Annotated in this window: 21 protein-coding genes; 2 read left to right on the forward strand and 19 right to left on the reverse strand. The window is 53.0% G+C overall.

All coding sequences use genetic code 11. The features are described from left to right. Nucleotides 1-49 precede the first annotated feature (49 nt). The 12 genes from rsmB to O9139_RS10305 form a co-directional block, all read right to left on the reverse strand. On the reverse strand, nt 50-1,516 hold the full coding sequence (gene rsmB / locus O9139_RS10250) for a 16S rRNA (cytosine(967)-C(5))-methyltransferase RsmB (RefSeq protein WP_377527104.1): 1,467 nt from the start codon (nt 1,514-1,516) through the stop codon (nt 50-52). Nucleotides 1,517-1,531: 15 nt separating this feature from the next. Then, nucleotides 1,532-2,500: a methionyl-tRNA formyltransferase gene (fmt, locus tag O9139_RS10255; RefSeq protein ID WP_270879364.1), complete on the reverse strand. Its 969-nt coding sequence runs from the start codon at nt 2,498-2,500 to the stop codon at nt 1,532-1,534. Continuing rightward, complete coding sequence (gene def / locus O9139_RS10260; protein WP_270879365.1) at nt 2,497-2,979, reverse strand: peptide deformylase; 483 nt, start codon at nt 2,977-2,979, stop codon at nt 2,497-2,499. Before def ends, fmt begins: the two co-directional genes overlap by 4 nt. Nucleotides 2,980-3,020: 41 nt before the next feature. Continuing rightward, a complete protein-coding gene (gene priA / locus O9139_RS10265; protein ID WP_270879366.1) occupies nt 3,021-5,534 on the reverse strand; it encodes a primosomal protein N' in 2,514 nt (837 codons plus the stop codon). Nucleotides 5,535-5,548: 14 nt separating this feature from the next. Next, entirely contained in the window at nt 5,549-6,757 is a 1,209-nt protein-coding gene (gene coaBC, locus O9139_RS10270) for a bifunctional phosphopantothenoylcysteine decarboxylase/phosphopantothenate--cysteine ligase CoaBC (RefSeq protein ID WP_270879367.1), read from the reverse strand. Nucleotides 6,758-6,822: 65 nt separating this feature from the next. Further along, a complete protein-coding gene (rpoZ, locus tag O9139_RS10275) occupies nt 6,823-7,038 on the reverse strand; it encodes a DNA-directed RNA polymerase subunit omega (protein ID WP_270879368.1) in 216 nt (71 codons plus the stop codon). A gap of 3 nt (nt 7,039-7,041) precedes the next feature. Further along, a complete protein-coding gene (gene gmk, locus O9139_RS10280) occupies nt 7,042-7,680 on the reverse strand; it encodes a guanylate kinase (protein WP_270879369.1) in 639 nt (212 codons plus the stop codon). After that, nucleotides 7,670-7,930, reverse strand: coding sequence for an extracellular matrix/biofilm regulator RemA (gene remA / locus O9139_RS10285; protein WP_009672664.1), 261 nt, complete (start codon nt 7,928-7,930; stop codon nt 7,670-7,672). The genes gmk and remA overlap by 11 nt, the downstream gene beginning before the upstream one ends. 32 nt (nt 7,931-7,962) lie before the next feature. Then, entirely contained in the window at nt 7,963-8,835 is an 873-nt protein-coding gene (locus O9139_RS10290) for a YicC/YloC family endoribonuclease (RefSeq protein WP_270879370.1), read from the reverse strand. A 47-nt stretch (nt 8,836-8,882) separates the two neighbouring features. Further along, nucleotides 8,883-10,751, reverse strand: coding sequence for a bifunctional homocysteine S-methyltransferase/methylenetetrahydrofolate reductase (locus tag O9139_RS10295; protein ID WP_270879371.1), 1,869 nt, complete (start codon nt 10,749-10,751; stop codon nt 8,883-8,885). A gap of 28 nt (nt 10,752-10,779) precedes the next feature. Continuing rightward, complete coding sequence (dapF, locus tag O9139_RS10300; protein WP_270879372.1) at nt 10,780-11,616, reverse strand: diaminopimelate epimerase; 837 nt, start codon at nt 11,614-11,616, stop codon at nt 10,780-10,782. 280 nt (nt 11,617-11,896) lie between these two features. Beyond that, nucleotides 11,897-14,701 (reverse strand): calcium-translocating P-type ATPase, SERCA-type, encoded by a 2,805-nt coding sequence (locus tag O9139_RS10305; RefSeq protein ID WP_270879373.1) that lies wholly within the window; start codon nt 14,699-14,701, stop codon nt 11,897-11,899. Between the two features lie 189 nt (nt 14,702-14,890). Between O9139_RS10305 and O9139_RS10310 the strand changes: the two genes are divergently transcribed. Next, entirely contained in the window at nt 14,891-16,645 is a 1,755-nt protein-coding gene (locus O9139_RS10310) for an Rqc2 family fibronectin-binding protein (RefSeq protein WP_270879374.1), read from the forward strand. A gap of 51 nt (nt 16,646-16,696) precedes the next feature. Here O9139_RS10310 and O9139_RS10315 read toward each other — a convergent pair whose 3' ends face one another. The 6 genes from O9139_RS10315 to O9139_RS10340 all read right to left on the reverse strand — a co-directional run bounded on the left by O9139_RS10315 (nt 16,697) and on the right by O9139_RS10340 (nt 21,831). Beyond that, nucleotides 16,697-18,025, reverse strand: coding sequence for a UDP-glucose dehydrogenase family protein (locus O9139_RS10315; protein ID WP_270879375.1), 1,329 nt, complete (start codon nt 18,023-18,025; stop codon nt 16,697-16,699). Between the two features lie 28 nt (nt 18,026-18,053). Then, nucleotides 18,054-18,935 carry a UTP--glucose-1-phosphate uridylyltransferase GalU gene (galU, locus tag O9139_RS10320; RefSeq protein ID WP_270879376.1) on the reverse strand — a complete coding sequence of 294 codons (882 nt, stop codon included), beginning with the start codon at nt 18,933-18,935 and terminating at the stop codon, nt 18,054-18,056. A 5-nt stretch (nt 18,936-18,940) separates the two neighbouring features. Continuing rightward, nucleotides 18,941-19,789, reverse strand: a complete 849-nt coding sequence (locus O9139_RS10325) for a PHP domain-containing protein (RefSeq protein ID WP_270879377.1) — start codon at nt 19,787-19,789, stop codon at nt 18,941-18,943. Between the two features lie 74 nt (nt 19,790-19,863). Further along, complete coding sequence (locus tag O9139_RS10330) at nt 19,864-20,775, reverse strand: selenium metabolism-associated LysR family transcriptional regulator (protein ID WP_270879378.1); 912 nt, start codon at nt 20,773-20,775, stop codon at nt 19,864-19,866. Between the two features lie 131 nt (nt 20,776-20,906). Beyond that, nucleotides 20,907-21,344 carry a hypothetical protein gene (locus tag O9139_RS10335; RefSeq protein WP_270879379.1) on the reverse strand — a complete coding sequence of 146 codons (438 nt, stop codon included), beginning with the start codon at nt 21,342-21,344 and terminating at the stop codon, nt 20,907-20,909. A gap of 223 nt (nt 21,345-21,567) precedes the next feature. After that, entirely contained in the window at nt 21,568-21,831 is a 264-nt protein-coding gene (locus O9139_RS10340; RefSeq protein WP_270879380.1) for a YlbG family protein, read from the reverse strand. A 47-nt stretch (nt 21,832-21,878) separates the two neighbouring features. On the opposite strand from O9139_RS10340, the gene O9139_RS10345 reads away from it, so the two are divergent. After that, nucleotides 21,879-22,883, forward strand: coding sequence for an asparaginase (locus O9139_RS10345; RefSeq protein ID WP_270879381.1), 1,005 nt, complete (start codon nt 21,879-21,881; stop codon nt 22,881-22,883). Between the two features lie 8 nt (nt 22,884-22,891). On the opposite strand, the gene O9139_RS10350 is transcribed toward O9139_RS10345, so the two are convergent. Then, on the reverse strand, nt 22,892-23,332 hold the full coding sequence (locus O9139_RS10350; protein ID WP_270879382.1) for a YlbF family regulator: 441 nt from the start codon (nt 23,330-23,332) through the stop codon (nt 22,892-22,894). Between the last annotated feature and the right edge of the window lie 17 nt (nt 23,333-23,349).

The raw sequence follows: 23,349 nt of genomic DNA on the forward strand, positions 1-23,349 counted from the left end.
TATTTTATCACAAAAGGATGCCGAACACACGTCCTTGTGCTCTGCCAAACTATGCGCGTTTCTGCAGCCGGGCGATAAAGAAGCCGTCCGAATGATACTGCTGCGGCATGATCTGCACCATGCCGGATGCTGCCGCCTGCGGCTCAACACCGGCGAATGCATCCGCTGGAAGCGGCGCCAGTTCAAACTCGCTGTGCTGTGACAGGAAGCGCTCTATCATGTCTTCGTTCTCCGACCGCTCAATCGTGCAAGTGCTGTACACCAGCACCCCGCCCGGCTTGAGCAGCCGGTGCACCCGGCTTAGAATCGCATGCTGCAGCTCGCTGATGCTGGCAACCTCGGACTCATCTTTCGCCCATTTCAAATCCGGCTTGCGCCGAATCACGCCGAATCCGGAGCACGGCGCATCGAGCAGAATGCGATCGAACGACTCCGCCGCAAAATGCTCATCCAGCTTCTGCGCATCCATCACCAACGTCTGAATGGATGTTAATCCGAGCCGATCCGCCTGATCGGCAATCAGCTTCTGCTTGTGCTCATGCAGATCACAAGCCCAAATCTCCCCGATATCGTCCATTTTCTCGGCGATATGCGCGGTTTTACCACCCGGGGCGGCACAGCAGTCGAGCACCTTCATCCCCGGCTTTGGCGCGAGCGCCTCGGCGACGAGCATCGAGCTCTCGTCTTGGATGGAGAAGTCGCCCTGCTTGAAGCCGGGGTCGAGCGCCATATTGCCAGCGCCGTGCACCAGCACACCGGCCGGCGCTAGCTTCGACGCTTCTGCGCTGACGCCTTCCGCCAGCAGCTGCTCGATCAGCTGCTGGCGCGTACGGCGCCGTTCGTTCGCGCGGATGCTCACCTGCGGCGGCTCGTTGTTCGCCGCACAGATCTGTTCCGTCAGCTCTGGTCCGAGCTGACGAATCCAGCGCCGCACCAGCCATTCCGGATGGGAATGGGTGAGTGCGATGCGCTTCACGTCGCCGAGCGCAGCCGGCAGCGTTAGCTCTTCCTTGCTGCGGAGCACGGCCCGCAGCACGCCGTTGACCATGCCGGAGATGCCTTGATGGCCCCGGCGCTTGGCAATGTTGACAGCTTCGCTCACCACCGCATGATCTGGGATGCGGTCGAGGTAGTGAAGCTGATAAAAACTAAGCCGGAGTAAACATCTTACCCACGGCTCCAACTTGGCTAGCCCTTTGCTGACAAAGCGCTCCAAAAAGAAATCGATTGTATTTTTACGTCCGATCGTTCCGTAAACAAGCTCCGTGGCCAGACCTGCGTCAGCCCGGTCTAACGCATATTTTTGCAGCGTTTGATTGAGCAGCAAGTTGCTGTAGGACTGATCCTCCTCAACGCGCGTCAGCACTTCCAGCGCCGCATCGCGGGCGGAACGCTGAATAGCGCTGCTCTTCGCAGCGCCCGAGGATGATTTGGAAGCAGAAGCCTTAGCAGGCTTCTGCGGCTTGTGGCTCGTTCCGGATTGTGGACGGTTTGGTTTTTGCGTCGACAAATGCATACCTCTTTTTATCAATTAAATTCCGTATACGGTACCTTCTGAAAGCTTTAAACCTCGGATAAGCTCGGCGACAGGCATGGCCTTCTTGCCGGCTGGTTGAATTTGAGTCAGCCAGATGGTGCCGCTGCCGGTCATCACTTCTATCCCCTGCTCGCTGCTTTGCAGCACAGTGCCCGGCTGCGGTGTTGCGCCGCCAAGCTGAACGTCCGTTCGGCTCTTCGGCTGTGCAGCCTGTGGATTCGCTGCTGCCCAAACTTTCATCACTTCGCCATTCCAGAGCGTATATGCGCCCGGGAACGGGTTTAAGCCGCGAACTTGGTTCCAAATCTCAACGGCGGAGCGCGACCAGTCGATCAACTCGTCTTCACGACGGATGTTCGGGGAATACACGGCATCCGCTTCATTCTGAGCAACCGCTTGAATGCGCCCAGCCAGCAGATCCGGCAGCGTGCGCTTCAGCAGGTCCGCTCCCGCCAAGCTCAGCTTCTCGAACATTGTGCCTGTCGTGTCCGTGTCTTCAATCGCCACTTCCACCTTGCTGATCATATCGCCGGTATCCAGCCCTTCGGCCATGTACATAATGGTCACGCCCGTAACAGGCTCGCCACGCAGAATGGCATGATGAATCGGCGCGCCGCCCCGATATTTGGGCAGCAGCGAGGCATGGATGTTAATACATCCGTGCTCAGGCATCGACAACACCGATTTCGGCAAAATTTGACCGTAAGCCGCTGTCACGATCAAATCCGGCTTGAATTGACGCAGCTGTTCGACCGCATCGGCCTGGCGCAGCTTTTCCGGTTGAAAAACCGGTATGCCGTGCTTCTCCGCTTCCACCTTCACAGGCGGAGGCGTCAGCACGCGCTTGCGGCCTTTGGGCCGATCCGGCTGCGTAACCACAGCCGTAACGTTGTACCCTTCCGCGAGCAGCGCCCGCAAGGAGGGTACGGCAAAATCAGGCGTACCCATGAAAATGATATTCACTCGAATTCTTCCTCTTCTTCACTCGTATACGTTTTGGACGCCAAATCGGTGAACAGAATACCGTTCAGGTGATCAATTTCGTGAAAAACGCAGCGCGCCAGCAGTTCTGTGCCGGTAACTTCAATTGGATTGCCGTTGCGGTCTTGACCTTTGGCCACGACGTTCATCGGTCTTTTTACATCTCCGCGAATACCCGGGATACTTAAGCAGCCCTCAGGTCCGTCCTGCTCGCCGCTTGCGGACACGATCTCCGGATTTACCATTTCGATCAAACCGCCGTGCTCTTCGCCGCAATCCATCACGATAACGCGCTTCAAAATGCCGATTTGCGGAGCAGCGAGGCCTACGCCTTCAGCATCATACATCGTGTCAGCCATATCATCGAGCAGTTTATGCAGATTTGCATTAAATTTAGTTACAGTGAGCGCCTTCTCCCGCAGTACAGGATCCGGATCTTTAACAATAATACGTATAGCCATAACGTGCACCTACCTCTATTTTCTGTCTCTCTTGATCATGATTACATCAAAAATTGCGGGTCAACATCGACGCTGATTTGCAGCTTATCCTTCGCTGTACGTTCTTCAAACCACGCGACCGTACGGCCGACAAGCTCTGCAGCCTGTGTATCCCCCCGATATTTTACCACGCATTGGAATCGATATCTATCTTTGATTCGGGAAATCGGCGAAGCGACCGGCCCCAGAACCTCCATCGTGAACGGTTCACTTGGGCTCGTAAAGTCGAGAAACAAGTCCGCGGGTTTGTTCAGCTCTTCGGCAACGAATTCCTTTAGTCGGGTTACGAAAACTTCGGCAAAGCGAACGAGCAGCGTCAACTCCTCATGGGAGAACGTGATCAGAATTAACTTCTGATACGGCGGATAGCCCAAATTGACTCGAATATCGAGCTCTTGGCGGGCGAAGCCCATGTAATCATGCCGGCTTGCGCTTTGGATGCTGTAATGCTCAGGGGTATACGTCTGCACGAAGACTTCACCCGGCTTCTCATGACGTCCGGCGCGCCCCGCAACCTGCGTCAGCAGTTGGAACGTTCGTTCAGCCGAGCGGAAATCCGGTAAATTCAGCACCGTATCGGCAGCAATAACCCCCACCAGCGTCACATCTGGAAAATCAAGGCCTTTCGCGACCATTTGCGTCCCCAGCAGCACATCAGCCTGTTTCTCACGGAACATCGTCAGCCATTTTTCGTGCGAGCCTTTTTCCGTTGTCGTATCCACATCCATGCGGATGACGCGAATGCCGGGGAACAGCTTGCTTAACTCTTCTTCCACGCGCTGCGTCCCGGTCCCGAAGTGGCGGATATGCTCCGAAGTGCAGCTTGGACATTTCGTAACTTCACGTTCCGCATACCCGCAGTAATGGCAGCGCAGCATGCGCGAGCTCTGGTGATACGTCAGGGAAATATCGCAGTGCGGGCAAGTTGCCACGTACCCGCATGTGCGGCACATGACAAAAGTTGCGTAGCCTCTGCGGTTCAGCAGCAAAACAGTCTGTTCTTCCTTGTGTAACCGTTCTTCGATCGCTTTATACAACGGCTTGCTGAACATCGAACGATTTCCCGCCTTCAGCTCCTCGCGCATGTCAACAATTTCCACTGCGGGCAGCGGTCTGCCAGCGACCCGTTCCTTCATCGTCAGCAATTGAAAAGGAGGCACCGGTTGCGAGCGCGTCCGCATCGTTTTCTGAATACTCTCTAGCGAAGGCGTAGCAGAACCCAGTACGACAGCGGCATGATGCTGCCTGGCCCGTTCAATCGACACATCGCGCGCATGATATTTGGGACTTTCTTCCTGTTTGTACGACGATTCATGCTCTTCATCAATAATGATAAGACCAATTTGCGTAAAAGGAGCAAAAATCGCCGAACGCGCGCCAATGACTACCTTGACTTGCTTGCGGGTAATTTTGCGCCATTCATCGTAGCGCTCGCCACCCGAGAGGCGGCTGTGCAGAACGGCGACCAGATCGCCGAACCGCCCTTTGAATCGCTCCACCATCTGCGGTGTCAGCGAAATCTCCGGTACGAGCACGATCGCTTCGCGTCCTTGATCCAGACATTCCTGGATGGATTGCAAATAAACTTCCGTCTTTCCGCTGCCCGTGACGCCATGCAATAAAAAAACTTCATGCCGCTTCTCGGCAACCGCGCTGCGGATAGGGGCGAATACACTGCTTTGCTCCTCCGTTAGTTGCAACGCCTGCGTCCGTGTAAACGAGCGTCCCGCGTACGGATCGCGCAGCACTTCCACTTCGCGCAGCTCGATCCAACCGCGGTCAGCCAAGCTTTTGACCGTCCCGGCGCCGACCTGCACGGCCTCCATAAGCTCCGTCAGCTTGATCGTGAACGGATTCTCAATGAGATACCGCAGCACCTCCTGCTGCTTGTTCGCCCTCGCCGGCAGCTCTGCCAGCGCCTCTTCAAGACCTGCGCCGCCCTCCGGCGGAAAAACCGTCAACGCTTTTTTCGTCGACATGCGGTCTTTCACCATCTGCACCTCTGCAAGCACGCCTGCGGCCAGCAATTCTTTGATCAGTGCGCCGGCGCTTGCATACCGTTCCATGAGAGCGTCCATCGAAACAGTGCCTTTAACCCTTACGAATTCAATGATTTCGTGCAGATCGGGCAAATCCAGCATCGCCTGCACAGCTCTTTCATCGCCGATTTGCACCGCCCGCTCATATTTCGCTTTCAATGCGGCGGGAAGCATCGCTTGCAGTGCCGAAACTTCATGGCACAAATATTTGCGGCTCATCCAACGGCCCAAATTAACAAGCTCACCCGTGAGTGGTGGAACTAAATCCAGCACGCTCTGGATCGGCTTCACGCGCCCCACGTCCATCTGCGTGTCTTCGCGGAGCCCGACGACGAACCCCTGCAAAGTCCGCGGACCAAATGGTACACCGACCCGGCTTCCTACTTCAACCCATTTGTGCAAATGTGCCGGCACTTCATAGTCAAATGCCCGATTCGTTTGCTTCGCCGGCACATCGACAATGACTTTTGCATACATCCGTATTCTCCTTCTTAACGCTTAGGCTTCATCCGAGCCGCAGCGATTTCAAGCAGTCTGCGAGCAACCGCCTGTTTGCTTTGCACCGGAAGGGCCTCGACCAGGCCGTTGCGGTCAAAAATCCGCACCGCATTCGTATCTCCGCTGAATCCGGCGCCTTCCTGCGAAACGTCGTTGCCGACGATCAAATCGCAGTTTTTACGCTGCAGCTTATCGAGCGCATGCTCGTCCAATTTTTCCGTCTCCGCCGCAAAGCCAACGACAAATTGTTCCTTTTTTAACGTGCCGATTTCCTGTAAAATGTCAGGATTCTTCACGAGCTCCAGGGTGAGCGAATCCGATTTTTTCTTGATCTTTTGCGGTTCGATAACCGCCGGCCGATAGTCGGCAACTGCAGCCGCTTTAATAATCAAATCGCTGGCATCTAATCGTGACAGAACCGCTTCGCGCATATCCAAAGCAGACTTCACCGGCACGAGTTGGCAGCCCTTCGGTACTGGCAGCGCCGTCGGACCCGACACGAGGGTAACCTGCGCGCCCATACGCGCCGCTTCTTCTGCAATAGCGTATCCCATTTTGCCTGAGGAATCGTTAGTGATATAGCGCACCGGATCGATCCGCTCGATCGTGCCGCCTGCTGTGACCAGCACTCGCTTACCTTGCAGTATTGCGCTGCCGGCAAAATAACGCTCAAGCGCAGCGACGATTTCCTCTGGCTCCGCCAAACGGCCCTTGCCGACATAGCCGCAAGCCAGCTGCCCTTCGCCAGGCTCAATGAAGCGCACGCCGCGATCCAGCAGCGTTTGCATATTTTGCTGCACGGCCGGATTCGCGTACATGTGCACATTCATCGCCGGGGCTACCCAGATTGGCGCTTCTGTCGCGAGCAGGGTCGTGCTGAGCATGTCATCCCCAAGGCCCAAAGCTACCTTGCCGATCATATTTGCCGTAGCCGGCGCAATCAGCACCAGATCGGCGCTGTCCGCCAAATCAATATGCGACACGACGGAAGGATCTTTCTCGTCAAACGTATCCACAAACACATGGTGACGCGACAACGTTTGAAACGTTAACGGCGCTACGAATTGGACCGCAGACGCTGTCATGATGACACGGACATGCGCTCCCGCCTGCGTCAGCTTGCTGGTCAATGCGGCCGCTTTATAAGCGGCAATACCTCCGCATACTCCAAGTACGATTGTTTTCCCACGCAGAACACTCACCCTACATCCTCCTTTGCATAAAAAAGAAAAAAATAACAACCACTAAGGGTTGTCGGGGTGATGCATTATTTCACGATTTCTTTGGTCTGAATTTTTTCGTAAGCGATATAGTCGCCGTACAGTTCTTCCAGAGCAACGCCGACTTGTTTATGAGATTTTTGCCCTCTCAAATCGGATTTCGCGCCGTCACGCAGCAATCTTGCACGCTTAGCAGCAGCAACGACCAAGGAATATTTGCTGTCTACTTTATCGAGCAGCTTATCAATTGAAGGATATAGCATATTTTAGTTCACCTCACCAATCCATTGTATGACTTTCGGATACATCCGGTCTTTCTTGCAGTGTTCGGCCGAAAGAATCGCTTGTATTTTGGAACAAGCCGTCTCAACGCGATCATTAACGATAGCATAATCGTAATGCTCCATCAAGCGAATCTCATCCACGGCAACCGACATCCGGCTGCGAATGACTTCGTCCGTTTCCGTACCGCGGGTCACGATCCGGTTCTCCAGCTCGTCTAGCGACGGCGGCAGCAGGAAAATAAACACGCCCTCTGGAAACTTCTGCTTCACCTGCAGCGCACCCTGAACTTCAATCTCCAGAATGACATCTTGGCCGGCGCGCAGCGTCTCTTCAACAAATCGTCTAGGTGTGCCGTAATAATTACCCACATATTCTGCCCATTCCAGCACTTCGTCCGCTTCGATCATCTGCTGAAATTGCTCCCGCGTCTTGAAAAAGTAGTTAACGCCATCGACTTCGCCTTGTCTCGGCGAGCGCGTCGTCGCGGATACCGAATAAACAATATCAGGAGAACATTTGCGCAGTTCAGCGCAAACCGTACCTTTGCCAACGCCGGATGGACCGGACAACACAATTAAAATGCCTCTCTCACGCTCGAGAGTGTTCGTATTACTCGTCATGATCATCGTCCTTGTTCGAAAGTCGATGCGCTACCGTTTCTGGTTGTACCGCCGACAAAATCACGTGATCGCTGTCGGTGATAATTACGGCCCGGGTCCTTCTTCCGTACGTAGCGTCAATCAGCATGTGGCGGTCACGTGCTTCCTGAATGATTCTCTTGATCGGCGCCGATTCCGGACTGACGATCGAGATAATGCGGTTCGCCGATACGATGTTCCCGAACCCGATATTGATTAATTTGATAGCCATTCAACTTCCTCCTCGTGAAGCCCCATGCTGCCTCACTCGATATTCTGTATTTGTTCTCGCATTTTCTCAAGCTCTGCTTTCATTTGAATGACTCTCGTTGTAAGCTCAGCATGATTCGCTTTGGAGCCAATCGTATTCACTTCGCGATTCATCTCCTGAATCAGGAAGTCAAGCTTGCGTCCAACAGGCTCGCTATCGATAAGCAGGCTGTCGAACTGTTGAAAATGACTCTGCAGACGTGTCAATTCTTCATCCACGTTCGAGCGTTCGGCAAAGATTGCAATTTCTGCGGCTAATCGCTGTTCATCGATTGGCGATTGATCCTGCAGAAGGGAATTGATCCGGCTGCTCAGTTTCGCCGAATAATCAAGCACGACCTGAGGAGCATAAACGTGCAGCTCCGCATGGACCCGCTTCAGCTCATTCAACCGCAGGCGAATGTCTTGCTCCAGGAATGCGCCTTCACGCAGCCGCATCTCTGTCAAGCGGGTAACGGCGTCTAGAAGGCAGGCACACAGCTCGGTTTGAATCTGCTCATCCGGGTCTGTGCGCTCTTCTTTCATCTGCACAAGATCAGGCAATCTGAGCAAATCCTTGAGTTCCAGCCGCTCTGTAAAACCATAGCGCTCCTTCAGCTGCTCGGCAGCTTGAAGATAGGCGTCAGCCAATGCAAAGTCAACTGTCACGTTCTTGGCTAATGCCGCTTCACGCTCAGCTGTAATGAAGACGTCAACACGCCCTCTCTTCACCGCTAGCAGCGCGGTCTTCTTCAAAGCGTCCTCAAAAGCCGCCCATTCCTTGGGCATACGCACAGCTACTTCACAATACCTATGATTGACCGATTTGACATCGATAAATACCTTGTATCCCGCAAAAGAACGATTCGCTTGTCCGAATCCGGTCATACTGCAAATCATCCTCATCACATCCATTAACCTATTTTAATTCATTTTCATAGTGGGTACAAGTGGGAATCATGGCGATTTGACTTTTCCCACACATATTGGGTCAGATCCACGCACATTTCATAGAGCAAAAATGGCGTCATCAAGTAGATTCCATTAAAATAGTTCATCGCGGCATCGAGCAGCTCCTTGGCGATCTCCACGCCCATCGCGCGGCCTTCTTCACCTTTCAATCCGCTCATCCGGCCTCTGACTTCATCGGACAGTTGAATGCCGGGCACCTCGTTATGCAAATATTCCGCGTTCCCTCCGCTGGCCAGCGGTGCGATCCCGATGAAAATCGGAACGTTCAAATGCTTCGTAGACGCATAAATCCGCTCGATCAGCTTAGCGTCATAAACCGGCTGCGTCATAATGTAATCGGCGCCTGCTTCGATTTTGCGTTCCAGACGTTGTACAGCTTTATCCAAATGCTTGACGTTCGGATTAAAAGCTGCACCGACGATAAAATTCGCCTTTTGCTTGAGCGGCTTGCCAGAGAAAGCTATGCCGTCGTTCAGCTGTTTGATCATACGGATGATCTCAAAGGATGTGAGATCGTACACCGAGCTGGACCCTGGCAAATCGCCGAATTTGGCGGGATCGCCGGTCACGGCCAGCACGTGGTCCATGCCAAGCGCGTGCAAGCCCATCAGATGGGACTGCGTCCCGATCATGTTGCGGTCGCGGCACGCGATATGGATGAGCGGGCGCGCGCCGAGCTTATCCTGCACGAGGTGGCCGAGGGCCAGGTTGCTCATGCGCGTCACCGCCAGTGAATTGTCGGCCATCGTGATGGCGTCGACATGGGCATCCTGCAGGGCTTTGGACCCCTGCATGAACTTCTCAATGTCGAGATCCCGCGGCGGGTCCAGCTCGACAATGACGGTTTTGCGCTGCCGGACCAGGTCGAGCAGCGTCGGTTTGACCGCCGGCGGCGCAGGCTTGGCCGGCGCCGGCTCTTTCACGCGTACAGCCTCTTCGGTACGCGCCACACCCGGCGCAGCCGGGACGTAGCCATGCAGCGCCTTGGCCATGGCGGCGATGTGCTCCGGCGTGGTGCCGCAGCACCCGCCGATGATGCGCGCGCCGAGGTCGGCGAAGCGCAGCGCGCTCTCGGCGAAATACTGCGGTGTCGCCGCATATGTATAATGCCCGTCCACATAGTCGGGCAGCCCTGCATTCGGGAACACCGAATACGGCACGCCGGTGAGCGGCGATAGTTTCTCGATGGAACGGAGAATCCCGTTCGGGCCTACCCGGCAGTTGAAGCCGAGCACATCTGCGCCCTCGTCCCGCAGACGCTCAAACGCTTCCTGCAGCGGAACGCCGTCCTGCGTGCTGCCTGTTCCTTCGTTGGCAAATTGGCAAATAACTGGAAGACTGCTCATGCTGCGGATGATTCGCAGCGCCAGAAGCAGCTCCTCCAGATCATAAAACGTTTCCAACAGCAGCCCGTCCACCGGCGAGTCCAAGAGGACGCCAATCTGCTCGCGCAGCGCCAGCTCGACATCGGCGGTGCGGACGTTTTTGCGTTTGCCCGCGCGGATCGAACCAATGGCGCCGACCACGTAAGCGTTATCGCCGACCACGTTCCGCGCCAATTCCACGCCTGCGCGGTTGATCGCCTCGACATCGCTTTCGAGGCCATATTTTGACAGTTTTTCCCTGTTTGCCGAAAAAGTATTCGTCTCAATCAGACGCGCGCCTGCCTCAAAGTAGCGGCGATGCACTTCGGCAATCGTTTCTGGATGCAGCAAGTTCAATTCTTCATACGAAATGCCGACGGGAAAACCCATCTGGTATAAATATGTCCCCATGGCGCCGTCGCCGACCAGAATATCACGCGACAGCGCAGTGCGAAGATCCGCTTTCATGACCTGCTCCCACCCGTTTTTATCAAATTTAAATGTCAAGCTTTCCCTTGAAAACTTCTTCAGCCGGGCCTGTCATGTATACATGATTGTCGGCTTCATCCCATTCGATGAACAAATCTCCGCCTTTCAGCGACACCGTGCCCTCCCGGTCGGCCAATCCGTTCATTACCGAAGCGACCAGCGTGGCGCAAGCTCCTGTGCCGCAAGCTAGCGTAGGACCCGCTCCGCGTTCCCAAACCCGCATGTCGGTAAATGTGCGGTTTTGCACCGTTGCGAACTCCACGTTCGTTTTGCGCGGGAACATTGGATGAACTTCCAGCTTAGGTCCCCAGACGGCCAGATCAAAATTCACCGCATCCTCCACATAAATCACGCAGTGCGGATTGCCCATCGATACGGCCGTAACCCGGAATTGATGACCATCCACTTCCAGCGGATAATCAACGACCTGCTCTTGATTGACGGTCGTCGGCACTTGCAGGCCTTGCAGAATGGGCTGCCCCATATTCACGCGGACAGTGGCTACTTTCCCCTCTTGCACGCTGAGCTGTACTTTTTGCACGCCTGCGCCCAAAGTTTCGACCGTAATTTCCTGTTGATCGGTCAGTCCGTTATCGTACACATATTTGGACACGCAGCGAATAGCGTTGCCGCATTGCTCCGCCTCCGTGCCGTCAGAATTTATAATACGCATTTTAAAATCCGCTTGCTCAGACGGAAGAATATATACTAAACCGTCGGCTCCAATGCCAAAAAATCGGTTGCACAATCGCACAGCCAAGTCGGCGACGTTACCGGGAAGCTCTTGTTCACCAGCGATGACAATAAAATCATTGCCTAAGCCGTGCATTTTGGTAAAATTCATGGTCATCAGCACTCCACATTCATGTTTTAGCCCTTATTCTAGCGCAAAAGAGGTGGAATGCATAGTGTTTTCCATGGAAATGGGATTGACAGGGCGCTGCAAACCAACTTTTACGCTCTTCAGTGTCCCTTCGCTCACCAGTCGGACCGGCTAAAGCAACTTTCCGCCTTGCAACTCTCAACAACCTGCACCGCCCCACGCGGATTCCGTACATCGGCTGCAAACGAACAAAAGCCACCCTACAAGCAGACTTGCTGCTCATAAGGCGGCTTTCTTTCTCTTATCTAAAGCTCGGCTTCGAATTTGAATTGTAACGGACAGGTCCGGAACGCTTCGTCTTCTTCGGCGACAGCACACTGCCCAGCCCCATGAGGAACGTCGGGATGCCTGCGGCAATCAGCACGAGAATCCAATCTTTCCAGCCCAGCGGCACGGTTTTGAAAATCGGCTGCAGCTCATCCACATACATGACTGCAAGCATTAGAATGAGTGAGGATAGCACGGCGAGCACCAAATATTTGTTTTGCAGCGGATTGCGGTGAAAAATAGAGCGTGAACTTCGGCAGTCAAACACGTGAATCAGCTGTGCCATGACCAGTGTAGCAAATGCGACGCTTTGCGCTCTGAGCAGGTTGTCAGCATCGTCTGGAGCCCCTCTCAGCACCAGCCAGAAGGCGCCGAGCGTGCAGACCCCGATCAGAATGCCGCGCGAAATAATTTTCCAGCCCAATCGTCTGGCAAAAATATTTTCTTTCGATGAACGCGGCTTGTGCTGCATCAGATCTTTCTCCGCCTGGTCAATACCAAGCGCCATGGCCGGCAGTCCGTCGGTGACCAAGTTGACCCATAAAATTTGGATCGGCACCAGCGGCAGCGGCAGGCCTGCCATCATGGCGATGAACATCGTCATAATCTCGCCGACGTTGGAAGCCAGCAAGTAGCGGATGAACTTGCGAATATTCTCATAGATACCGCGCCCTTCTTCGATGGCGGCAACGATCGTGGAGAAGTTATCGTCGCTAAGAATGAGCGACGAGGCTTCCTTCGTCACATCCGTTCCGGTAATTCCCATCGCAATACCGATGTCGGCGGCTTTAATCGCAGGCGCGTCGTTGACGCCATCGCCTGTCATCGCGACGACATGGCCTTTGCGCTGCAGCGCTTTGACGATACGCAGCTTGTGCTCCGGAGAGACACGTGCGTAGACGTAAATATCTTCTGCGCGCGTTTCCAGCTCCTCATCCGACCACTGCGACAGCTGCTGGCCGCTTAGACTGATGCCGTTCGCCGGCATCATGCCTAACTGCTTGGCGATCGCTTCCGCCGTTGTCTGATGATCGCCTGTGATCATGACGGTCTTAATGCCCGCTTTGCGGCATCTGACGATCGCATCGCGCACTTCTTTACGCGGCGGGTCAATCATGCCCGTCAAGCCAACAAAGACCAGACTATTCTCCACATCATCGTATTCGTCGTAGCGGTCGCTGCTTTTCAGCTCTCTATAAGCAAGCCCGAGCACGCGCAAGGCAGATTTCGCCATCCCTTCATTGGCTGACATCACCTTCTGCTTAAGCGTTTGTGTGAACGGAATCACCTTGCCATCCCACAAAATATAGCTGCAGTGCTGCAGAAGCACGTCCGGCGCGCCTTTCGTGCATACCATCCGTCCGCCGTTATAGGTAACAAGCACGGACATTCGCTTGCGCTCGGAATCGAACGGGAATTCAGCGATGCGGCTGAATTGTTCGCTGAGCGATTCGTGAGTGATCCCATTCTTGGCGCTGAGCACGACCAACGCGCCTTCAGTCGGATCCCCCTTAATGTTCCAAACCGAATCGGTCTCCGCACTGCTATCCTTGCTGTCCTTGCCTTTCTTCCGTTTCTGTTCCTGCTTCTCCTCCACCAACATGGCATTGTTGCACAGCACGGAGAGCTGAAGCAGCTTCACCAGCATCGGATGCTTGCGCAGATCTGCCAATTGGCCGCCAACCTGGACTTCGCCGACCGGCGAGTATCCATCACCTGTCACTTCCATCACATCGCCGCCGACCCACAGATGGGTTACGGTCATTTTGTTCTGCGTTAAGGTACCGGTTTTGTCAGAGCAAATCACGGATGCGCAGCCAAGCGTTTCGACCGAAGGCAGCTTGCGTACGATGGCTTTGCGTTTGATCATGCGCTGCACGCCAAGCGCCAGGGCGATCGTCACAATCGCCGGCAATCCTTCCGGAATGGCTGCTACAGCCAAGCTCACGCCGGCAAGGAACATCGCGTATGGCGGTTGTCCGTGCATGATACCGGCGACGACTACGAGAATCGTCAAAGCGATGGCGACAATGATCAATATTTTGCCTAACTGTTCCAAACGGTGCTGTAAAGGGGTTTCCATCGATTCGGTATTTTGAATCAAATCGGCGATTTTCCCCATCTCCGTATTCATGCCGGTACGGACAACGACCGCTTTGCCCGTTCCTCTGGCAATCATCGTCCCCATAAAGCCCAGGTTGCGTTGATCGCCAAGTGGAATATCTGTCCCCATGAGCGCTTCCGTCGTCTTGCTCACAGGTACAGATTCCCCGGTAAGCGCTGACTCTTCAATATACATGCCGTTGGCGACCAAAAAGCGCACATCTGCCGGAACGCGGTCACCGCTTTCCAGAAGCACGATATCGCCGGGAACGAGATCGCGGGCCGGGATTTGATGAACGCCTTGCTCCCTCCATACTTTTGCATTCGGGGCTGACAACTCTTTCAACGCACGCAGCGAGCGCTCGGCACGGAATTCCTGTACGAAGCCAAGGATACCGTTCATCATAATGATGATTACAATTGTAATCGCGTCCAAATACTCCCCAAGCAGCCCGGATATCAAGGTGGCTCCCAATAAAACCAGCACCATAAAATCCTTAAATTGATTCAGAAACAGCGTGATCGGTGAGACGCGCTGCCCTTCTGAAAGTTCATTCCTACCGTGATCCGCCAGCCGCTTCAAAGCTTCTTCCCAGGGCAAACCTTGCTCCATACTCACCTGCTGAGATTGCAAGGTCTCCTCCGCTGTCATCTGGTACCACTTGTTCTGACTCATCCGCCCTTCTCCCTCCCAATTGCCAGTTGTTTCTTGTCCTTACGTATTTGTATTCAGACAAGCCGGAGAATATCCCTTTAATCATCTTTTCAGGAGAAAGGCGCTTAAGTTTTTATGAAAAGTATGGCATGATAATACGTAGCGTTGTTTTCATTACTGTTTTCATCATAGATTGGAGTTGTATGCATCATGGCATTAGACGGACTCGTTCTGCATGCGGTTGTACATGAATTACAAGCGTGTGTAGGTGGCCGCATCAATAAAATTCACCAGCCGACCGACAATGATGTCGTTCTGCATATCAGGGCACAAGGACAGAACATCAAGCTGTTGTTATCGGCAAATCCGACATATCCGCGTGTCCATGCCACGGAATTACCGTATGTGAACCCTGTGGAAGCGCCGATGTTTTGCATGCTGCTGCGCAAACATGTGGAAGGCGGCATCATTGAAGCTGTCGATCAGGTAGGCATGGAGCGCATCCTGCACATGCGGGTGCGGCATCGCGATGAGCTGGGCGATATGAGCAGCAAATTGATTGTTGTGGAAATTATGGGACGCCACAGCAATATGATTTTGCTTGATCCAAGCACGAACACGATTATCGACGGTATCCATCATGTAACTCCGTCCATCAGCGCTTATCGGATCGTCATGCCGGGCAGCCAATATGTCGCCCCGCCTGAACAAGAGAAAATGAATCCGCTGGAAACCAATGAAGCGGCATTTCTCCGCGTTTTTGACACCGATTCTCGGGATGAACCTGAACAGCGAATCGTCGCCGCATTCAGCGGGCTAAGCCCGTTGATCGCCAAAGAGATCACGTACCGCAGCCGAAACTATGCGCCTGGGCCTGGAGGCCAGTTCAGCTTTGCACCTGAAGCTCTATGGCAGGCGTTTGCGGAGATCATGACGGCGGTGCGCGAGCACAAGTACGAGCCTGTCATTGTGGAGCAATCGGCCAACGGCAAACTGTTTTTTGCGATGACCCCGCTGACGCACATTGAAGGCCCTTCCGCCACCTATCCGACGGCCAGCGCTTGTCTGGAGCAGTTTTACGGCGACAAGGCCGAGCGCGACACGGTGAAGCAGCGCGTAGCCGATCTGCTGCGCTTTTTGCAAAACGAGAAAAATAAAAATGTCAAAAAACTAGAAAAACTGCATGAAACGTTAGAAGATTCCAAGGATGCCGATAAGCACCGGATTCTCGGTGAACTGCTGACCGCGTCTCTGCATCTAATCAAACGTGGCGACAAAGAGCTGCAGACGGTCAACTATTACGATGAAGAACAAGCGATGATCCGCATCGCACTCGATCCTCTGCTCACGCCATCGGACAATGCCCAACGTTACTTTAAAAAATATACGAAAATGAAAAATAGCACGGCTATCGTGGAAGATCAGATCGCGCAGACTCATCAGGAGATCGACTATTTAAGCACACTGCTCCAGCAGCTAAGCGTCGCATCCTTGCAGGACATCGAGGAGATTCGCGACGAGCTGATGGAACAAGGCTATCTGCGTGACCGCAACAAGAAGCAGCGCAAAAAGAAAAAGCAGGATCGGCCTGCTTTGGCTTGTTATACGTCGACGGATGGGGTTCCGATCTATGTCGGGAAGAACAATACGCAGAACGAATATTTGACGAACCGCTTGTCGAGTCCGATGGACACCTGGCTGCATACGAAAGATATTCCCGGTTCGCATGTCGTCATCCGCAGCGATAACTTCTCCGATGAGACACTCCTCGAAGCTGCCCAGCTAGCCGCTTATTTCAGCCAAGCGAAGCAGTCGAGTCAAGTGCCAGTCGATTACACATTGATTAAGCATGTGCATAAGCCGAACGGCTCCAAGCCGGGGTTTGTCATCTATGTCAATCAAAAAACGGTGTACGTCACTCCGGATGAGAGCAAGATTAAGCAGCTCAGCGTGACGATCAAATAATAAAAGAAGCTGATCTGTAAGGCGCTATTCGCCTAGCAGATCAGCTTCTTTTTATATGGCCGCTTCCATATGAATCGCAGCCGCCCGACCGACAGACACGTAGGTAAACCCGAGCCTGCTCATCTCATCCGGTCGGAACATATTGCGCCCATCAATGATAACCGGGTATCTCATCAGGCTGCGTATCCGTTCGGCATTCATCTGGCGTATCGTCTCCCACTCCGTCGCGATGACGATAGCGTCGGCATCGTAAGCCGCGTCGTAGAGATCATCGTACATCTGCACGTCCCTGAGCAGCTTGGACGCGTGGTGGAGCGCTGCCGGATCATACGCGTGAATCTCTGCGCCGAGCGATTGCAGCGCATGGATGACGTCAAGCGCCGGAGCATCGCGGAGATCGTCGGTGTTCGGCTTAAACGCCAGCCCCAACACCGCTATGCGTTTGCCATGAAGCTTGCCGCCGAGCGTATCCTTGATTTTGTCCACGAAGCGCTCCCGCTGAAGCTGGTTGACCTCGATCACGGCGCTCAGTATTTTAAAGTCGTAATCAACATTTTGGGCGATTTTGAGCTGGGCTCGCGTATCCTTCGGAAAACAGGAGCCGCCATAGCCGATCCCAGCATTCAGAAAATGAGGCCCAATGCGCTTATCCAGTCCCATTCCTTTGGCGACGAGACCGACATCTGCGCCTACTTTTTCACAAACATGGGCCATCTCATTAATGAAAGAGATTTTGGCGGCCAGGAAGGCGTTGGAAGCATATTTGATGAGCTCTGCGCTCTCGCGGTCCGTAAGGAGCAGCTCACCTGGCAGGGCGGACTGCAGCGCAGCGATGCGCTTGCCGGCTTCCGCCTGCTCGGCGCCGATCACGATCCGATCCGGATGGAACGTATCATGGATCGCCGAGCCTTCGCGCAGAAACTCCGGATTCGAGACCACATCGATCTGAATATGCGGAAGTGCCGTGCGCAGCTCTTGTTCTACTCGACGGCCTGTGCCGACCGGCACGGTGCTCTTAATTACAATCACTTTCGCGCTCGTCGTATGCGAAACGATGGTGGCGATCACATGGTGCACATACTTCATGTCAACATCGCCACTTTCCAGTGTCGGTGTGCCGACCGCAATCAAAAGAATATCTGATGAACGGATCGCTTCCCCAATGTCAGAGGTAAAAGCAAGACGGTTCTTTTGCACATTGGATGTAACAAGCTCCTGCAAACCGGGCTCATAGATCGGAATTTCCGCTCTCTGCAGCATGGCGATTTTGGCTTCATCCAAATCTGCGCAAATGACCGAATGCCCCAGCTCCGCAAAAGTTGTTCCAGAAACCAAACCCACATATCCTGTTCCAATAACTGCAATACGCTCAACAACCATCTAACTCTACCTCCCAAGTATGTGTCCTCTATTTGATTTCCCAGCTGCGAATCAATGAGAAGAGATAATTTTTCACTTGGTCCTGTAAATCCGGGCGTTGCAATGCGAGTTCAATGGTCGCTTCAATATAACCGAGCTTGTCGCCGACATCGTAACGCTTGGCATGCATCAAATAAGCCACCATCTGCTGCTGCGCATTGAGCACGCGAAGCGCATCGGTCAATTGAATCTCACCACCTCTTCCCGGCTCTTGCCCTTCAAGAATATGGAAAATTTCCGGCATAATAATATAGCGGCCTATGACCGCCAAGTTCGATGGAGCATGCTCGCGGTCCGGTTTTTCCACTAAATCCTCAATCCACTTAAAACCGTTAGCGCTGTGAGCTGGAGAGACAATTCCGTACTTATCGACATCTTCCCAAGGCACTTCCTGCACAGCAATTACGGAAGTTTCCGTCTGTTCATACACATCGATCATCTGCTTGAGTCCCGGCGGGTCCGATTGCAAAATATCATCGCCTAACAGTACCGCAAACGGCTCATCGCCGATAAACTTACGGGCGCAAAAGATGGCATGGCCAAGCCCCAGCGGCTGCTTCTGCCGGATGTAATGGACATCCGCCAAGTTGGAAACCGACTGCACAATGTCCAGCAGTTTCTGGCTCCCTTTTTCTTCCAGCATCATCTCCAGCTCGACGGACTTGTCAAAATGATCCTCAATTGCACGCTTATTGCGGCCGGTCACAATGATAATATCCTCGATTCCGGATTCAATTGCTTCTTCCACGATATATTGAATAGCAGGCTTATCGACAATTGGCAGCATTTCTTTGGGCTGCGCTTTGGTCGCTGGCAAAAAACGGGTGCCCAAGCCTGCGGCAGGAATGATCGCTTTGCGTATTTTTTTCATCAAGACTACTCCCTCTTTTGCTGCAGATTGTGAAGTACTTCAATGCTTACGCGTCTAGCTCCAATCGGCGCATGGAATACCACGCCTCCGCGTTCTCCGTGAAAATCGGAACCGGCTGTAATGAGAAGCCCCTTCTGCTCAGCAAGTTGTAAATACCTCGCCTCATCCTCAGGCGTATGGTCGGAGTGGTAAACTTCAATTCCGTCCAGGCCTTGCTGCGTAATTAATTCGACGAGTTCATCATCGCCGTATATGCCCGGATGCGCTAGCACTGCGGACCCTCCTGCTTCATGAATCCACGCAATTGCTGTTTCCGGTTCAATGCGGGGAGGGTTCACATAAGCTGCGGCACCCTTTCCTAAATAACGCTCAAAGGCCTCGCTTATGGAAGCAACGTAGCCTTTGGCAAGCAGTACAGCCGCAATATGCGGCCTGCCGACCGTATCGCCTTTCGTTTTGACATGCTCGACGGCTTGCAGCACCTCGTCCATCGTGATGCTCAGCCCGAGCTGCTGAAGGCGCTCAAGCATCATCGCATTGCGTAAATCCCTCGTCTCGCGGAGAGATTCCAGACGCTCCAGCAATTGTTTATCATGCACATTTATGTAATAACCTAATACATGGATATCTTGTCCCCGAGCGACGGTGCTGATTTCGACACCAGGCACGACCTCAATGCCCAGTTTGCGGCCTTCCGCCAGCGCTTCATCGACGCCCGAGACCGTATCGTGATCGGTGATCGCGATTGCGCCCAGACCGGCTGCGTACGCCATGCGGACATTATCCGCAGGCTTTTGCGTTCCGTCTGAAGCCGTTGTATGCGTATGCAAATCCGCTTCATTACGTGCAGTCATAAATCGTTCTCCCTTCTTATCTTAAGCAGCCTGTATTAGCTAGGCATTAAGCAAGCTGCTTCATTATGTAAAAATTACAGCCAGCGGCTCAGATCTTCCTGCCGCAAAAATGTCATGAAGCTGACCGCCGATATCGGCAGCAGCGTCGAGCTTAAGTAGATCGCATAAAAGTTACGGGCAAACGTAATGTTCTCGATTTGTTTGACCTTCACTAAACCTAGCGCCACTTCATGCTTGACAGAGGACTGCGATAAGATCGAAATCCCCAAACCCGCTTCTACCGCTGACTTGATGGCTCCCGTGCTGCCAAGCTCCATGACAATCTTCATCCCGCTGTAATCGACATTGAGCCGGGCAAGCTCCTCCTCCATCACACGTCTCGTTCCAGAACCTTGTTCACGAAGCACGAACGGATATTTCAACACTTCATCAAAGGTGATCACATCCATATCGGCCAAAGGATGACCGACAGGCACGATCAGCTTCAGCTCATCGCTAAGGATCGCTTCCGTATGTACATCGGGATGATGAATCGGCGCTTCCACAAGGCCAAAGTTCAACTGATGCCCCAACACTTCGTCCAAAATCTGCGCCGTGTTCATCACTTTCATCGACACCGAAATGTTCGGGTAGTCTTTGCTGAACGGACCAAGCAGCCGTGGTAAAATATATTCGCCCATCGTCAAGCTTGCCCCTAATTGCAGTCTGCCATCGATCATTTTCGTGAATTTGGACATGGCCACATCCGTCTCGCGAATGAGTTCGATGCTGCGCTTGGCGAACGGCAGCAACGCGCGGCCGGATTCTGACAATTCGATTTTTTTCGTGCTGCGGTGAAAAAGCTTGACGCCGAAATAGTCCTCCAGTGCCTGAACCTGCATCGTAACTGCCGGCTGCGTCATATGTAAAGCAACAGCCGCATGGGAAAAACTTCCTTTTTCTGCGACTGTGTAAAAAATATGTAATTGATGAAAATTCAATGCCATGATTTTCCGCCTCTCTTTGCCTTCATTATAGGGGAATCCGGGTTAGGAGTCCATCTTGCCAACGCTGCGCTCAAAAAAATAAGAGCATGCCGCTGTTAGAGGGCATACTCTATAGGGTAAAGCCTATGTAGTTAGCGGCGTTTGCGGCTGTTCTTGATCAGAGTCATCCGGCGGGAGTGACGCAGCCAAGAATAATACGATTTCAGATCCCGAAGCTCAATGGTCTCGGACATTTTGCCCAAGAAGGTGACGATGATCATTTTATGGAGGGGATTGCCGGCGATGTCGGTTTCGTTCTCCAGATGAGCAAACTCTGCGACCACAACGAGATCTTCATCGACCAAATAGACATCTTCTTCGTTTCGGTAGTAAGGGATAATTTTATTATTTTTCAGCTTTTCCCACAGAAAAGCGCAGATCTCTTCCAATGAACTGTTCTGCTCGGAAATGCGATCGTTCCATCGCAGCCTAGCATGATTCGTGATCACGATATCCGCTACCTTTTTGTCTCCTAACTGTACGAAGAATGGTTCATAAGTACTCCATCTCCCCATGACCTTGTCTTTCATGATCACAACTCCTTTCCTATAAAAATAAGCCCTACCACCTATTTAAACCGATAATGTCAGTTTTATTTTACTTGATACTTTCTATTTTTTCCATGTGAAATTTTATAAATTTATTAATAAATATTTGTGATATCTGAAAAAAATGCGTATTTTCTAAAAATTCAAACAATAAATAACGAAAAATAAAAAAGCTTCTTTCGAAGCTTTCTTTTGCACTGCAGCCTCAAAGGGTGTAAAATCTAGTTTTGTCCGGCATATTACTACTGTATTCCGTTTTGATTTCGTTGCGGTAGGAGCGCTCGATCTTCTTGACATAAGGCAGCTTCTGCAGACTGCGCATCGTCTCATCCAGCTTACTGGCGTGTATATAAAGGACAGCATAATTCATTTTCTTGGATATGTAATGGAGAGAACCGAAGCGTTCCAAATTTCTTGCCGCTTTCGTATCGTTGACCCAAACAATTAATCCGCTTCGTTCAATCATCATGATCTCAACCTCTTTTCAATTATCCTACTGTGGAGTGAAACTAACACATGAAGCCATCTGACACCATCGTCCGCGTCTACCGCGGCGCTATTACCGAAAGCACCCACCGCGTTCATCTCGCGGTCGTGAATACCGCAGGGACGCTGCTTCACCAGGCCGGCGACCCGCACCTGCTAACCTTCGCCCGTTCGACGGCGAAGCTCATTCAAGCGCTGCCGATCATCGAATCCGGCGCGGCTGATCATTTCGGCCTCGGAGAAGCCGAAATCGCCCTATGCTGCGCTTCCCACAACGGGGAAGCGGAACATGTGAGCGCAGCCCAAGGCATTCTGGGCAAGCTCGGCCTCACGCCGCAGCACCTGCAATGCGGCGCTCACGACCCTTACCATGCGCCGACTGCGCAGGCGATGCGGGAGCAAGGCATGGTGCCGACGACGCTGCATAACAACTGCTCAGGCAAGCATTCCGGGATGCTGGCGCTGTGCGCGCATCTGGGAGCTTCGCCAGAGACGTATATGAGCATCGGACACCCTGTGCAGCAGCTGATGCTGAAAGCAGTCAGCGAAATGGCCAGCGTGCCGACCAATCAGATGCAGCTAGGTATCGACGGCTGCGGGGTTCCGGTGTTCGGCATGCCGATCAACAAGCTTGCCCTTGCGTATGCACGCATCGGATCACTGGACGAGCTCGATGCGACACGTGCAAGCGCTTGCCGAAGAATCATTGCCGCACTGCGTCAATATCCGCATTACCTCGCCGGCAGCGATCGCTTCGACACGAGCTTAATCGAGGTGACGAACGGACGTATCATCGGTAAAATGGGGGCTGAAGGCATCTATGCACTCACGATTCCGGAGCAAGGCCTAGGCTTCGTCTTGAAAATCGAAGACGGCAATCAACGCGCCATGTATCCGGCTGTTGTCGAAGCCTTAATGCAACTGGGCTTGCTCCAAGAATTAGAGGTTAACGCCTTAGCAAGCTATCATATCCCTTCGGTCCATAACTGGCAAGGAACGAAAGTCGGTTATATCCAGCCTGATTTTCATCTGTAAGAAAGTGATCAGCCGCAGCTGCAGCCTCCGCCGGAGCTGCAGCCTTTGCCGGTTGGCAAGGGATTATTGCTCGGCACTTTAATCGAATCCGAGACGGCATGGGCAATCGTCGTCGAGACCGTAAACAGCAAATCGTCCAAACGATCTTCGGCTTCTTTGAACCGCTTGACTGCCTCAATCTTATCAAGTTCGGCTTGCGCCGCTTTCACGGCATCCATCGCTTCATGATAACTCGGATGGTAGTGGCCAAAACGTTCACATTCCTCAAACAACTCTTTCTTTCTAGCGAATACTGCCTTCATCTTGCGAACTTCCTCACTGCTGTCTACGACGGACTTCCAATATAAGTAATCTGCAACTTCGGCAGAGGAATTAATCATATCTCCCATGTCGTAAGCCTGCATAAGCACTGCTGACATATCGAGCGTGTCCAATTCAATCGTATTCATACGAAGATCAACATCCT

The sequence above is a fragment of the Paenibacillus aestuarii genome (genome assembly GCF_027789125.1).
In the GTDB taxonomy this organism is placed as follows: Bacteria; Bacillota; Bacilli; order Paenibacillales; family NBRC-103111; genus Paenibacillus_E; species Paenibacillus_E aestuarii.

What these genes read in the sequence shown, in the direction of transcription:
- rsmB (WP_377527104.1), bottom strand. Translation starts at nt 1,516, where the DNA reads ATGCATTTGTCGACGCAAAAACCAAACCGTCCACAATCCGGAACGAGC.
- galU (WP_270879376.1), bottom strand. Translation starts at nt 18,935, where the DNA reads ATGAAAAAAATACGCAAAGCGATCATTCCTGCCGCAGGCTTGGGCACC.
- O9139_RS10310 (WP_270879374.1), top strand. Translation starts at nt 14,891, where the DNA reads ATGGCATTAGACGGACTCGTTCTGCATGCGGTTGTACATGAATTACAA.
- dapF (WP_270879372.1), bottom strand. Translation starts at nt 11,616, where the DNA reads ATGAATTTTACCAAAATGCACGGCTTAGGCAATGATTTTATTGTCATC.
- O9139_RS10290 (WP_270879370.1), bottom strand. Translation starts at nt 8,835, where the DNA reads ATGACCGGATTCGGACAAGCGAATCGTTCTTTTGCGGGATACAAGGTA.
- O9139_RS10315 (WP_270879375.1), bottom strand. Translation starts at nt 18,025, where the DNA reads ATGGTTGTTGAGCGTATTGCAGTTATTGGAACAGGATATGTGGGTTTG.
- remA (WP_009672664.1), bottom strand. Translation starts at nt 7,930, where the DNA reads ATGGCTATCAAATTAATCAATATCGGGTTCGGGAACATCGTATCGGCG.
- rpoZ (WP_270879368.1), bottom strand. Translation starts at nt 7,038, where the DNA reads ATGCTATATCCTTCAATTGATAAGCTGCTCGATAAAGTAGACAGCAAA.
- O9139_RS10340 (WP_270879380.1), bottom strand. Translation starts at nt 21,831, where the DNA reads ATGATGATTGAACGAAGCGGATTAATTGTTTGGGTCAACGATACGAAA.
- def (WP_270879365.1), bottom strand. Translation starts at nt 2,979, where the DNA reads ATGGCTATACGTATTATTGTTAAAGATCCGGATCCTGTACTGCGGGAG.
- O9139_RS10345 (WP_270879381.1), top strand. Translation starts at nt 21,879, where the DNA reads ATGAAGCCATCTGACACCATCGTCCGCGTCTACCGCGGCGCTATTACC.
- O9139_RS10325 (WP_270879377.1), bottom strand. Translation starts at nt 19,789, where the DNA reads ATGACTGCACGTAATGAAGCGGATTTGCATACGCATACAACGGCTTCA.
- O9139_RS10335 (WP_270879379.1), bottom strand. Translation starts at nt 21,344, where the DNA reads ATGAAAGACAAGGTCATGGGGAGATGGAGTACTTATGAACCATTCTTC.
- gmk (WP_270879369.1), bottom strand. Translation starts at nt 7,680, where the DNA reads ATGACGAGTAATACGAACACTCTCGAGCGTGAGAGAGGCATTTTAATT.
- priA (WP_270879366.1), bottom strand. Translation starts at nt 5,534, where the DNA reads ATGTATGCAAAAGTCATTGTCGATGTGCCGGCGAAGCAAACGAATCGG.
- O9139_RS10305 (WP_270879373.1), bottom strand. Translation starts at nt 14,701, where the DNA reads ATGAGTCAGAACAAGTGGTACCAGATGACAGCGGAGGAGACCTTGCAA.
- O9139_RS10330 (WP_270879378.1), bottom strand. Translation starts at nt 20,775, where the DNA reads ATGGCATTGAATTTTCATCAATTACATATTTTTTACACAGTCGCAGAA.
- O9139_RS10295 (WP_270879371.1), bottom strand. Translation starts at nt 10,751, where the DNA reads ATGAAAGCGGATCTTCGCACTGCGCTGTCGCGTGATATTCTGGTCGGC.
- O9139_RS10350 (WP_270879382.1), bottom strand. Translation starts at nt 23,332, where the DNA reads ATGAATACGATTGAATTGGACACGCTCGATATGTCAGCAGTGCTTATG.